Source organism: Virgibacillus sp. AGTR (genome assembly GCF_016919725.2).
Lineage (GTDB): Bacteria > Bacillota > Bacilli > Bacillales > Amphibacillaceae > Virgibacillus > Virgibacillus salarius.
The window spans coordinates 39972-52692 of record NZ_JAJERH010000003.1; the positions used below are offsets into that span (position 1 = coordinate 39972).

Annotated in this window: 12 protein-coding genes and 1 riboswitch; of the genes, 10 read left to right on the plus strand and 2 right to left on the minus strand. The window is 38.1% G+C overall.

Annotated elements, in window-relative coordinates; translation table 11 throughout:
• Positions 1–4: 4 nt before the first annotated feature.
• Complete coding sequence (locus JUJ52_RS01965) at positions 5–289, minus strand: hypothetical protein (protein WP_228088589.1); 285 nt, start codon at positions 287–289, stop codon at positions 5–7.
• A gap of 363 nt (positions 290–652) precedes the next feature.
• Here JUJ52_RS01965 and JUJ52_RS01970 point away from each other — a divergent pair, with 363 nt between their 5' ends.
• Positions 653–1009 (plus strand): DUF485 domain-containing protein, encoded by a 357-nt coding sequence (locus JUJ52_RS01970; protein WP_026681640.1) that lies wholly within the window; start codon positions 653–655, stop codon positions 1007–1009.
• Positions 1006–2535 (plus strand): solute symporter family protein, encoded by a 1530-nt coding sequence (locus JUJ52_RS01975; RefSeq protein WP_026681639.1) that lies wholly within the window; start codon positions 1006–1008, stop codon positions 2533–2535. The genes JUJ52_RS01970 and JUJ52_RS01975 overlap by 4 nt, the downstream gene beginning before the upstream one ends.
• A gap of 31 nt (positions 2536–2566) precedes the next feature.
• Here the strand turns inward: JUJ52_RS01975 and JUJ52_RS01980 are convergent, their stop codons facing one another.
• Complete coding sequence (locus JUJ52_RS01980; RefSeq protein WP_026681638.1) at positions 2567–2962, minus strand: ribonuclease HI family protein; 396 nt, start codon at positions 2960–2962, stop codon at positions 2567–2569.
• 264 nt (positions 2963–3226) lie between these two features.
• Between JUJ52_RS01980 and rpoN the strand changes: the two genes are divergently transcribed.
• The 8 genes from rpoN to eno all read left to right on the plus strand — a co-directional run bounded on the left by rpoN (position 3227) and on the right by eno (position 12024).
• Positions 3227–4510 (plus strand): RNA polymerase factor sigma-54, encoded by a 1284-nt coding sequence (gene rpoN, locus JUJ52_RS01985; protein WP_205388804.1) that lies wholly within the window; start codon positions 3227–3229, stop codon positions 4508–4510.
• Position 4511: 1 nt separating this feature from the next.
• Positions 4512–4754, plus strand: coding sequence for a glutaredoxin family protein (locus tag JUJ52_RS01990; protein ID WP_080668693.1), 243 nt, complete (start codon positions 4512–4514; stop codon positions 4752–4754).
• Positions 4755–5008: 254 nt separating this feature from the next.
• Complete coding sequence (locus JUJ52_RS01995; RefSeq protein WP_121605646.1) at positions 5009–6037, plus strand: sugar-binding transcriptional regulator; 1029 nt, start codon at positions 5009–5011, stop codon at positions 6035–6037.
• Between the two features lie 37 nt (positions 6038–6074).
• On the plus strand, positions 6075–7082 hold the full coding sequence (gene gap, locus JUJ52_RS02000) for a type I glyceraldehyde-3-phosphate dehydrogenase (RefSeq protein WP_121605645.1): 1008 nt from the start codon (positions 6075–6077) through the stop codon (positions 7080–7082).
• Between the two features lie 135 nt (positions 7083–7217).
• Positions 7218–8399 carry a phosphoglycerate kinase gene (locus tag JUJ52_RS02005; protein ID WP_205388803.1) on the plus strand — a complete coding sequence of 394 codons (1182 nt, stop codon included), beginning with the start codon at positions 7218–7220 and terminating at the stop codon, positions 8397–8399.
• A 22-nt stretch (positions 8400–8421) separates the two neighbouring features.
• Positions 8422–9180, plus strand: coding sequence for a triose-phosphate isomerase (tpiA, locus tag JUJ52_RS02010; RefSeq protein ID WP_026681632.1), 759 nt, complete (start codon positions 8422–8424; stop codon positions 9178–9180).
• Entirely contained in the window at positions 9177–10712 is a 1536-nt protein-coding gene (gene gpmI / locus JUJ52_RS02015) for a 2,3-bisphosphoglycerate-independent phosphoglycerate mutase (protein ID WP_026681631.1), read from the plus strand. Before tpiA ends, gpmI begins: the two co-directional genes overlap by 4 nt.
• A gap of 25 nt (positions 10713–10737) precedes the next feature.
• The gene (gene eno, locus JUJ52_RS02020; RefSeq protein WP_205388802.1) at positions 10738–12024 is read left to right on the plus strand and encodes a phosphopyruvate hydratase; all 1287 of its coding nucleotides are present in this window, start codon (positions 10738–10740) and stop codon (positions 12022–12024) included.
• A 342-nt stretch (positions 12025–12366) separates the two neighbouring features.
• Positions 12367–12476: riboswitch (TPP riboswitch) on the plus strand.
• Positions 12477–12721 lie beyond the last annotated feature (245 nt).

Sequence of the window (12721 nt, forward strand, 5' to 3'; positions counted from 1 at the left end):
CACTTTATCCCGCATATAACTGGCAGTAAGCCCCCACTTCAAGCGATAAAGTGAAATGAATATGGATAAGTGTGTGGTCGACTGCCAGTAAATGTCCGATTGGTTCACCTAACCATCCGCGGGAGATAAACACACTCCCCCACGGATGGAAGTTTCGCTTTATCCCGCATATAACTGGCAGTAAGCCCCCCACTTCAAGCGATAAAGGGAAATGAATATGGATAAGTGTGTGGTCGACTGCCAGTAAATGTCCGATTGGTTCACCTAACCATCCGTGGGAGATAAACAAACTCCCCCACGGATGGAAGTTTCACTTTATCCCGCATATAACTGGCAGTAAGCCCCCACCTCAAGTAATAAAGTGAACCCAATATAGGTAAGAGGGGATCAACTGCCAGTAAATGTCCGATTGGTTCACCTAACCATCCGTGGGGATAAACAAACTCCCCCACGGATGGAAGTTTCACTTTATCCCGCATATAACTGGCAGTAAGCCCCCCACTTCAAGCGATAAAGTGAAATGAATATGGATAAGTGTGTGGTCGACTGCCAGTAAATGTCCGATTGGTTCACCTAACCATCCGTGGGAGATAAACACACTCCCCCACGGATGGAAGTTTCACTTTATAAATAATGAAAAATTGAGGGAGGAATGAGCATGAGTGTTGAAAGCGATTTCAAAAAAGAAGAATTTTCGAAAGGTAAGCCAGATTTCATTGCAGTATCTGAAAGTAAAGCATTTAAAAATTTAATTGCTAAACGGAAAAAGTTTATTCTACCGCTTACTGTTTTCTTTTTAGTTTTCTATTTTATGTTACCCATTTTAACTTCGTATTCTACAATTTTAAACACGCCGGTAATTGGCGATATCTCTTGGGCATGGATTTTTGCGTTTTGCCAATTTATTATGACTTGGGTTTTTTGTACCGTTTATGTTAAAAAATCAGCAAGCTTTGACCGCCAATCAGATGAAATCGTTGAAAATCAGCTAGGGGGTAGACATGAATGAATGCTACCGTAGTAACACTCTTCTTAATTATTGTCATAGCTACCTTGGTAATTACCTATTATGCAGCTAAAAAAACGCAAACAACCGGAGATTTTTATACTGCCGGTGGTGGATTAAAGGGGTGGCAAAATGGTCTTGCTATCGCAGGTGATTACCTATCAGCCGCTTCTTTTTTAGGCATAGCGGGAGCAATCGCGCTTTACGGATTTGATGGCTTCTTTTATAGTATTGGATTTTTAATAGCATATTTAGTTGTAATGTTCTTAGTAGCAGAGCCTCTTAGGAACTTAGGGAAATATACATTGGCAGACATGATTAATGCAAGATTTGATGCTAAAAAAGTAAGAGGAATTGCCGCGCTTAGCACGATTACTATTGTCATATTTTATATGATTGCCCAGCTTGTTGGTGCAGGAGCTTTAATTCAGCTATTATTTGATATAGATTATTGGATTGCAGTGCTAATAGTTGGAGTAATGATGACAATATATGTCTTATTTGGAGGCATGACGGCAACGAGCTGGGTGCAAATTATTAAGGCAGTATTATTAATGATTGGTACAGTGATTATTGCATTTATGGTATTGGCGAAGTTTAATTTTAATATTCTAGGCATGTTTAGCGAGATGAAAACGGTAACTAGTCATGGAGCAGATTACTTAAACCCAGGATTGAAGTATAACGTACCACTAGATACAATATCATTAATGTTAGCTTTAGTTCTCGGTACTGCAGGGCTGCCACATATTTTAATGCGGTTCTTTACAGTAAGAAATGCCAAAACAGCAAGAAGTTCTGTCGTAACAGCAACATGGGTCGTTGGTATATTTTATGTATTAACTATCTTTCTAGGATTTGGAGCAGCAGCATTTGTTGGGGAAGAGCTAATTACTGCGGCAAATCCTGCTGGTAATATGGCTGCTCCATTATTAGCAGAAGCACTTGGTGGAAATTTTCTAATGTCATTCGTTTCAGCGGTAGCGTTTGCAACCATACTTGCTGTTGTCGCTGGCCTTGTTTTGTCTGGAGCTTCCGCTTTTGCTCATGATATTTATGGACAAATTATAAAAAAAGGAAAAGCAACGGATAAGCAGCAGATGCTTGCAGCACGTTATGCTTCCTTAGGCGTTTCCGTATTCTCCATCATATTTGCCCTATTTGCACAAACAATGAATGTTGCATTCCTTGTATCGTTAGCATTTTGTGTTGCGGCAAGTGCCAATTTACCTGTGATCCTTTATACAATTTATTGGAAACGATTTAATACAGCAGGAGCAATTACGGCAATGTTATTCGGTCTCGTATCAGCGCTTGTTCTAGTTTCGATTAGTCCAAATGTATTTTCACCTATTGAAGGAGCAGCAATATTTGTTGGTGAACCTATTTTCCCATTAACCAATCCTGCATTGATTTCAGTACCATTAGGCTTTTTAGGCGGGTATATTGGAACTATGCTTTCTAAAGAAGTAGATTTAAACCATTATGCAGAAGTTCAAGTAAAAGCAAATACCGGGTATAGGGAATAGAAATGTAAATATGGCTGGCTCTCCATCGGAGTCAGCTTTTATTTAAATGAATGGCTTTTTTAGATAGTTTATCAGCATGGAAGTTTTGTTTCTCGGGAATCCATTTGATAAAAAAGAAAGAAAAGTGTGCTGCTTCCTCTTGTATTTTCTGTAGTAATGGCAAAAATTTTTGGTTTTTAGTGAATCCTTTCTCAATTACATCGACGACTAGCTTAGAATCAGATCGAAAGGAAAGAATCTCCTCTGGGAATTCTTTTCTGCATAATTCAAGTGCCTGAATTACAGCAAAGAACTCTGCTTCGTGATTTGATAGTATACCTAATGGATACGCATAATGATAATTATTTTTCCCTTTTTTTATAAATATCCCCGCACCACTTGGACCAGGATCTCCATTTGCAGCACCATCTGTGTACACTTCGATCATTCTTGATTACTCCCTTACTTGTGAAATACATTTCAACTGTGTTTTTACTGTCAACTAATCGGAGCATATGCCGAGATCTTAGTGACAGTAGTAGGACTAACTAACAGCGATGGATAAACGAATCGCATTATTGAAGCTTCAGCATTATTATAGCATGCGTAGATAGTAGGGAGAAAACCTATCGTTATTTTTTAGCTAATAAACTAGCTGTAATAAAAAATTTATGGCAAAATAAATGATAGGGGAAGTATTGGGGGGATAGACATGAAATTACAACTTGTAAATGAGCAAGTGTTGCAATGGAAAATGAATCAGTCCCTAATGCAATCCATTCAGGTATTACAAATGTCTAGTATGGAACTGATGGAATATATAAGGGAAATAGAAAAAGAAAATCCAGTCATTGAAGAAATTAGGTATAATGATGAGCATGTTCAGTATCGTTCTTCTGATACCTCTGTTTCTATTGGAGAAATCAATTCATCGGAGTTGACCTTATATGATCAATTAAAACAGCAATTGTTTACGCTTTCTATTTCCGAGGAAATAAGACCTGTTGTCTTGTTTGGAATTGATTCATTAAATGAAAGCGGTTACTTAGATGTATCATTGGACATATGGGCAGCTAAGTGTAATACTACCATTGAAATAGTAGAAGAAGCTTTAAAGCATATACAATCCTTAGAACCAGCTGGTATAGGTGCTAGATCATTATCTGAATGTATTGAGTTACAACTAGCAGCACATTCGTTCGTACCAGCCTTTTTGCAGGATCTCATACAAGAACACATAGAATGGCTGGCAGATGATAATATTCAGCGAATATCAGAACACTATGGAGTGTCTCATTCGTACGTTGAAGAAGTCATTGATCATATTAAAAATTGCCACCCTAAGCCAGGTCAGCTTCTTACAACGAAAAAAGCTGACTATATTATTCCAGAAGCTACTATTTTTAAAGAGGCTGGTAACTGGAAGATATCATTTTATTCGTGGAGCGTTCCAAAAATTACGATAAATACGGATTACCAAAATAGTACCTTTAAGGAAAAACAAACTGCTAACTATGTGAAAGAAAAATTAAATCAGCTAGAATCGTTAAAAAAGGCTATTGTCTATAGAAGTGATACGCTGGAGCGGGTAATCCAGGTGATTGTTGAAAAGCAACATATGTATTTTGAAAAAGGAGCATCTATGCTTAGGCCTCTGACTCTGAGAGAGATTGCAAGTGATTTAGATCTGCATGTTTCCACAATAAGTCGAACGGTAGCTAATAAATATGTTCAAACAACGAATGGGGTACTGCCACTAAACTTCTTTTTGCAATCAGGTATTAAACAAGCAAACGGTTCAAAAGCATCTGCCTTAGCAGTAAAGCAGATGATAGCTGAACTAATTAGCAATGAAGATAAGATAAATCCTTTATCGGATGAGAAGATAAAAAATAAGTTAGCACTTGATTATAATTTGCAAATCGCAAGAAGAACAGTGATGAAATATCGAGAACAATTAAATATTCCGGCATCACTCAAACGGAAGGAGAGATAGCATGCTGAACATCATTTTGTATACGAAAGATTCTTGTCCACTATGTGATGATGCTAAGTTCATGCTGGAAGTTTTACAGAGGGACTATCCATTTAAACTGGAAGAGCGAGATATTTACACGAATGATAAGTGGTTGGAGACATATCAACTGCTTATTCCGTGTGTGGTTATAGATGACATTTCTATTGATGCTGCTCAGCTTAATTTTGCAGTATTAAGTGAGGCTCTAGAAGCTAAGGTATGACATCGTTTATCATGCCACTATCGAATCGTTAAACCTAGTAACTATTATAAGATAGGTAAGCGGTTTACGAAGTAGCAAAAAAACGGTCATACAGAAAGTAGTAAAAGCTTTTTTAGATAAATATACTTTTTAGTTGTGTAATTTTACATCTTTGCTATAATAAAAATTGTAGGAAGGATTTATTTTTTTGGTGCTTCCGGGACGCGATATAACCATCCGGGACTTTTTATGTCCATATATAAAGGAGTCCTTTGATGAGAGAGCTGATTGACTTACAGAAAAAATTATTACCAGATGTTCTAGAAATTATGCAGCAACGCTATGCAATTCTGCGAAGTATTGACTTATTACAGCCAATTGGTAGAAGGGGGCTTGCTGACAACACCAACATGACAGAGAGAAGTGTTCGAGGAGAAATTGACTTACTGCAGCATCAAGATTTAATTCAAGTTACTGCAAAAGGAATGTATATCTCGGAAGAGGGAAAAGTAGTACTGGAGAGCTTAGCTTCATTTATGGGTGAAATCATGGGGTTACGCGTTTTAGAAGAGCAATTACAGGATACATTATCTATAAGTAATGTTATTGTTGTCCCGGGTAATAGTGATGCTTATGGATGGGTAAAACAAGAATTAGGAAAAGCCTGTATTGCCTTTTTGAAAACGATCGTTGGTGAGGATAGTACCATAGCTGTAACAGGTGGAACAACGATGGCAGCAGTAGCGAGTATGATGACACCACTAAATAAAGAAGGTACCTTATTTGTCCCTGCTCGTGGAGGAATTGGTGAAAAAGTTGAAAATCAAGCAAACACAATTGCTGCTGAGATGGCCCGAAAAGCCAACGGTGATTACCGACTACTATATGTCCCAGATCCACTGAGTGAATCAGCTTATCAGTCTATTATCCAGGAGCCATCGATAAATGAGACCTTGGAACAAATAAAGAGTGCTACGATTGCATTACACGGTGTAGGAGACGCACTGACGATGGCGCACCGCAGAAAAACTTCTGAAACTGTTGTGAAAAAACTGAAGGAAAATCAAGCGATGAGTGAAGCTTTTGGCTATTATTTTGATAGCGAGGGCGATGTGGTTCATAAAGTGCGGACAGTAGGGATTCAATTAGAAGATCTAAAAAAAATCCCTTATGTCATAACCATCGCTGGTGGAGAGTCAAAGGCCCAAGCAATAGCATCCTTTTTTAAACAAGGAAAAAGTGATTTGCTAATTACCGATGAAGCGGCGGCAGAAGAGATTTTAAGGGGAACTACTTCCCTTTAAATATAATATTGTAAATAATTTTTTAGGAGGAATATACATGACAGTAAAAGTAGGAATTAACGGTTTTGGTAGAATTGGACGTAACGTATTTCGTCAATCTCTTAAGAATGATGAGGTTGAAGTAGTTGCAGTAAATGACTTAACAGATGCAAACATGCTTGCACATCTTTTAAAGTATGATTCCATTCATGGACATCTTGATGAAGAAGTATCTGTTAATGGCTCTAACATTGTAGTAGGTGGAAAAGAAATTAAAGTATTATCAGAACGCGACCCTGCTGATTTAGGCTGGGGAGATCTTGGTGTAGAAGTTGTCATTGAATCTACTGGTCGCTTCACAAATGGTGAAGATGCTCAGAAACATATCGATGCAGGAGCGAAAAAAGTAATTATTTCTGCACCTGGTAAAAATGAAGATTTAACAATGGTAATGGGTGTAAATGACGATCAGTATGACCCAGCTAAACATAATATTATTTCTAATGCGTCTTGTACAACAAACTGCTTAGCACCATATGCAAAAGTATTACACGACAAATTTGGAATTAAGCGTGGACTAATGACAACAATCCATTCTTACACAAATGATCAACAAATTCTTGATTTACCGCATAAAGATTATCGTCGTGCAAGAGCGGCTGCTCAAAACATTATTCCTACTACTACTGGTGCAGCTAAGGCAGTTGGAAAAGTACTTCCTGAACTGAATGGTAAACTAAATGGTGGTGCAGTACGAGTACCAACTCCAGATGGTTCATTGGTTGATCTAGTTGCTGAACTTGACCAAAATGTTACAGCAGAAGACATAAATGCTGCACTAAAAGAAGCTGCTGAAGGCGAGTTAAAAGGAATTCTAGAATATAGCGAAGAACCGCTTGTATCATCGGATATTGTTGGTAACACTCATTCTTCTATTGTAGATGGTTTATCAACAATGGTACTAGAAGATAACATGGTTAAAGTAATTTCATGGTATGATAATGAAATGGGTTATTCTTCTCGTTGTGTGGACTTAGCTGCATTCCTGAAAAAACAAGGACTATAAGATAAATAAGCGGGGGAGGGACCAAATCCTCCTCCGTTTTCCATGTTTTTATTTGCATGACTAATGATCCCATATAAGGGAATCCCTAAATTGTAATGAGAACTACATATTCCTAAAATAGGGAGGCAGAAGAACATGAACAAAAAATCATTAACAGATCTTGAGCTAAAAGGAAAAAGAGTATTTTGCCGAGTTGATTTCAACGTTCCAATGAAAGATGGTAAAGTAACTGATGATACTAGAATCAGAGCAGCATTGCCAACTATTGAATATCTTTCTAATCAGGGAGCAATAACAATACTTGCCAGTCATCTAGGACGTCCTAAAGGTGAAGTTGTAGAGGAACTACGCTTAGATCCTGTTGCAGACCGATTAAGTGATTTAATCGGTAAAGAAATTGTGAAGACGGATGCTGTTTACGGAGATGAAGTAAACGAAGCTGTTTCACAAGTTAGCGATGGAGACATTGTTTTAATTGAAAATGTTCGTTTTGAAGCTGGCGAAGAAAAGAATGATGAGAATCTTGTACAAGCATTTGCAAGTATGGCTGACTACTATGTTAATGACGCATTTGGAGCTGCACATCGCGCTCATGCTTCAACAACAGGTATTGCTGAGAAGCTTCCTGCTGCTGCAGGTTTCTTAATGGAAAAAGAAATTGAAGTATTAGGGAAAGCATTGGATAATCCGGAACGACCATTTACGGCAATAATTGGTGGAGCTAAAGTAAAAGATAAAATAAATGTCATTGATAATTTACTTGATAAAGTAGATAATTTAATTATCGGTGGCGGTTTAGCTTATACCTTTATTAAAGCACAAGGGTACGAAATTGGTAACTCTTTGTTAGAGGAAGATAAGATCGAACTCGCTAAGGATTTTATGAAAAAAGCAGAGGATAAAGGTGTTAATTTTGTCCTTCCCGTTGATGTGATTGTAGCAGATGACTTTGCGGAAACGGCTAATACGAAAGAAGTAGCAATTGATCAGATTCCTGCTGATTGGGAAGCGTTAGATATTGGACCGGCAACAAGTAAGAAATATGCACAAATCGTTGCTGATTCGAAACTAATCATCTGGAATGGACCAATGGGTGTGTTTGAAATGGAAGCATTTGCCAATGGCACAAAGGCAGTTGCAAATGCATTAGCAACGACAGAAGGATATACTGTAATTGGCGGTGGCGATTCTGCTGCTGCTGTTGAAAAATTTGATCTTAGTGAAAAAATGGATCATGTTTCAACTGGTGGTGGTGCATCCCTTGAATTTATGGAAGGAAAAGTGCTACCTGGTGTCGAAGCATTAAGTGATAAATAATAAAACATAATGAGGTGAGAAGATGCGCAAGAAAGTAATTGCTGGAAACTGGAAGATGAACAAAGTTTCAACAGAAGCGAATCAATTTGTTGATGAAGTCGGAGCAAAAATACCTGAAGATAAGAATGTAGAGGCAATTGTTTGTGCGCCATTCCCATTTTTAGCATCTCTTGTTGATAAAACAAAAGATACAAATCTTAAAGTTGCTGCACAAACGATGCACTATGAAGAAAGTGGAGCTTTTACCGGTGAAGTAAGTCCAGTTATGCTAGAGGATTTAGGTATAACGCATGTTGTACTTGGACATTCGGAGCGACGAGAATATTATAATGAAACGGACGAAACGGTGAATAAAAAAGTTCATGCTGCATTTAATCATCATTTAGTTCCAATTGTTTGTGTTGGTGAAACCCTAGAACAGCGTGAGGCAAATGAAACAATGGATCATGTCGAAAACCAAGTGATTAAAGCTTTAGAAGGTCTATCAGACCAACAAGTGGCTGAAACGATCATAGCTTATGAACCGATTTGGGCAATTGGTACAGGTAAAACAGCTACAAGTGCTGAAGCAAATGAAGTATGTGCATATATTAGACAAGTTATTGCAAAACTTACTTCAAAGGAAACAGCAGACCATGTAGTTATTCAATATGGTGGAAGTGTAAAACCAGCTAATATAGAGGAGTTACTAGCACAATCCGATATTGACGGTGCATTAGTTGGTGGTGCTAGCCTTCAACCAGAATCCTTCTTACAATTAGTGGAGGCAGGTAAAAAATGAAACAGGATAAATTAGCAGCATTAATCATCTTGGATGGCTTCGCTCTTCGTGATGAGGAAAAAGGAAATGCTGTAAAGCAAGCCAATACTCCTAACTTTGATCGTTATTGGAATACCTATGCTCACAACCAATTAACAGCATGTGGTGAGGCAGTTGGTCTACCTGAAGGGCAAATGGGAAACTCCGAGGTCGGGCATTTAAATATTGGAGCTGGGCGCATCGTTTATCAAAGTTTAACTCGTGTGAATTTGTCCATTAAGAATGGCGAGTTCTTTGAAAAAGAGGCCTTTAAAAAATCAATAGAAAATGCGAAGAAAAACAAAAAAGCATTGCATGTTTTTGGATTGCTTTCCGATGGAGGCGTGCATAGTCATATCAATCATTTATTTGCTTTATTAAAACTAGCAAAAGATAATGAGTTGAAAGAAGTGTACATCCATGCATTTCTTGATGGACGAGATGTTGGTCCGCAAACAGCGAAAGAATATATTAAACAAACGCAGGATAAGATCAAGGAATACGGTGTTGGTCAATTTGCAACCATTTCAGGCCGCTATTATTCCATGGATCGTGACAAACGTTGGGATCGTGTGAAAAAAGCGTATGATGCAATGGTATATGGAGAAGGACCAGCATATCAAGACCCAATAGAGGTTGTTGACGATTCATATGCAAATGAAATTTACGATGAGTTTGTTATTCCATCTGTCATCACAGATGAAAACGGTGAAGCAGTTGGGAAAATTAAAGATGGAGATTCTATAATCTTTTATAACTTCCGTCCAGATCGCGCTATTCAGATTTCACGTACCTTTGCAAATGAAGATTTTCGTGATTTTGATCGTGGTGAGCACGTGCCAAAAAATTTGGACTTTGTAATGTTAACGAATTTTAGTGAAACAGTCGATGGCTATGTTGCTTACGAACCTGTTAACCTAGATAATACAGTTGGCGAAGTATTATCTCAGCATAATTTGAAGCAATTACGTATTGCTGAGACAGAAAAATATCCACATGTCACTTTCTTTATGAGTGGTGGTCGTGAGAAAGAATTTGATGGTGAAAAACGTGTATTGATTGATTCGCCAAAGGTTGCAACATATGATTTAAAACCAGAAATGAGTGCTTATGGAGTGACGGACGCGTTGCTCAAAGAACTTGATGCTGGTGAACACAATGCAATTATCTTGAACTTTGCTAACCCGGACATGGTTGGACATTCTGGTAAATTACAGCCGACTATTAAAGCAATTGAAGTAGTTGATGAATGTCTAGGGAAAATTGTTGATAAAATTAAAGAGCTTGGCGGGAATGCCATTATTACTGCTGATCACGGTAATTCTGATGAGGTAGTTACGCTTGAAGGTAAGCCAATGACTGCTCATACGACAAATCCTGTTCCGGTAATTGTGACAGAAGAAAATATAACATTACGAGATGGTGGGATTTTAGCTGATCTATCACCAACCTTATTGGATTTACTAGGTATTGAAAAACCAGAAGAAATGACTGGCGAATCATTAATTAAATAAAAGGAAATTAAAGGAGAGAAAAATTATGCCATACATTACTGATGTATATGCACGTGAAGTATTAGACTCACGCGGTAACCCGACAGTTGAAGTGGAAGTATTTACAGAATCAGGTGCCTTCGGTTCTGCACTTGTGCCAAGCGGTGCATCTACCGGTGAATACGAGGCTGTGGAATTACGTGATGGTGATAAAGATCGTTATCTTGGAAAAGGTGTTCTAAAAGCAGTTCAAAACGTAAATGAAATAATTGCACCTGAATTACTTGGGATTGATGTTACTCGTCAGAATATCATCGATGCGTTAATGATCGAATTAGATGGAACTGAAAATAAAGGCAAACTTGGTTCTAACGCAATTCTTGGTGTATCCATGGCTGTAGCACATGCTGCTGCTAGTTATCTTGAAGTACCGTTATATAACTACCTCGGTGGATTTAATGCAAAAACCCTACCAACACCAATGATGAATATTCTTAATGGTGGTGAGCATGCCGATAATAACGTAGATATTCAAGAGTTTATGGTTATGCCAGTTGGAGCAGAAACGTTCCAAGAAGCACTACGTACGGGTGCTGAAATTTTCCATTCATTGAAAAATGTATTAAAATCAAAGGGGTATAACACAGCTGTTGGTGACGAAGGCGGATTTGCACCAAACCTTGCTTCTAATGAAGAAGCTTTACAAACAATTGTGGAAGCAATTGAAGCTGCTGGTTACAAGCCAGGAGAAGAAGTGAAGCTTGCAATGGATGTTGCTGCTTCAGAAATATATGAAGATGGTAAATATAATCTAAAAGGTGAAGGTGTTGTTCGTACTTCTGAAGAGATGGTTGATTGGTATGAAGACATGATCAACAAATACCCAATTATCTCCATTGAAGATGGACTAGATGAAAATGATTGGGATGGATTTAAAGTATTAACAGATCGTCTTGGTGGACGAGTACAGCTTGTCGGAGATGATTTATTTGTAACAAATACTAATAAGCTTTCCAAAGGTATTGAACAAGGTATTGGAAACTCTATCTTAGTAAAAGTTAATCAAATCGGTACATTAACAGAGACGTTCGAAGCAATCGAAATGGCAAAACGCGCTGGCTATACAGCGGTTATCTCACACCGTTCAGGAGAAACAGAAGATGCAACGATCGCTGACCTTGCTGTAGCGACTAATGCAGGTCAGATCAAAACAGGTGCACCTTCTCGAACAGATCGTGTAGCTAAATACAATCAACTGCTTCGCATTGAAGATGAGCTAGCAGGCATGGGTGAATATGCTGGTAAGACAGCGTTCTATAACCTAAATAAATAGGGAAGAAAACCTCTTAAGGTATGGTGGTTATACTTTAAGAGGTTTTTTATAGGTTTATCCCACACATATAACTGGCAGTAATAATCCACTTTAAGCAATAAAGTAAAACCACTATGGGGAAGTGGAGGATCGATTGCCGGTAAATGTCCGGTCGGTTCAAAGGATTTTAGGTCTGTGGTGCTAACAATCAATGTGGGATAAATAAAACCCCCACTGATTAAAGTGTCACTTTATGCAGAAGTTGCTTCTATGTTCATAGAAGTTTCTATATTTTTTGAGTTTCTTAAACTTGATTAAATGGACGAATTATGTCATAGTTACTATGGAATTAATAATAGAATACTAAAGTTGTAGGGGGACCAGTGTTGCTGGTTGAGATTGTATCCGTAAGGTACTGACTCTTAGAACCTGATCTGGTTTAAACCAGCGTAGGGAACATGTTTGATACATCAAATATTAAGTTGTATATGCCCTAATGGTGATTAACCATCTAGGGCATTTTTTATAGTCTAAGAAATTATAAAATTTGCGTGTTGAGCTGCGTCCAGCTCCAGCGCCCAGAAACTAGGCTACTTCATCATGAATCGCCCTAATCTAAATCATCATCGGCTCGCAAGCTCACCGTGAGTCCTTTATCTCCGTTGAATCGTCGCTGCGTTGCTAATCGGGTGTTTGCGCTTTTATTCTTAGCGAAGGA

Bases quoted from the DNA above. Each gene is read 5' to 3' on its own strand.
- JUJ52_RS01970 (WP_026681640.1), top strand. From the start codon at position 653: ATGAGCATGAGTGTTGAAAGCGATTTCAAAAAAGAAGAATTTTCGAAA.
- JUJ52_RS01975 (WP_026681639.1), top strand. From the start codon at position 1,006: ATGAATGCTACCGTAGTAACACTCTTCTTAATTATTGTCATAGCTACC.
- JUJ52_RS01980 (WP_026681638.1), bottom strand. From the start codon at position 2,962: ATGATCGAAGTGTACACAGATGGTGCTGCAAATGGAGATCCTGGTCCA.
- rpoN (WP_205388804.1), top strand. From the start codon at position 3,227: ATGAAATTACAACTTGTAAATGAGCAAGTGTTGCAATGGAAAATGAAT.
- JUJ52_RS01990 (WP_080668693.1), top strand. From the start codon at position 4,512: ATGCTGAACATCATTTTGTATACGAAAGATTCTTGTCCACTATGTGAT.
- JUJ52_RS01995 (WP_121605646.1), top strand. From the start codon at position 5,009: ATGAGAGAGCTGATTGACTTACAGAAAAAATTATTACCAGATGTTCTA.
- gap (WP_121605645.1), top strand. From the start codon at position 6,075: ATGACAGTAAAAGTAGGAATTAACGGTTTTGGTAGAATTGGACGTAAC.
- JUJ52_RS02005 (WP_205388803.1), top strand. From the start codon at position 7,218: ATGAACAAAAAATCATTAACAGATCTTGAGCTAAAAGGAAAAAGAGTA.
- tpiA (WP_026681632.1), top strand. From the start codon at position 8,422: ATGCGCAAGAAAGTAATTGCTGGAAACTGGAAGATGAACAAAGTTTCA.
- gpmI (WP_026681631.1), top strand. From the start codon at position 9,177: ATGAAACAGGATAAATTAGCAGCATTAATCATCTTGGATGGCTTCGCT.
- eno (WP_205388802.1), top strand. From the start codon at position 10,738: ATGCCATACATTACTGATGTATATGCACGTGAAGTATTAGACTCACGC.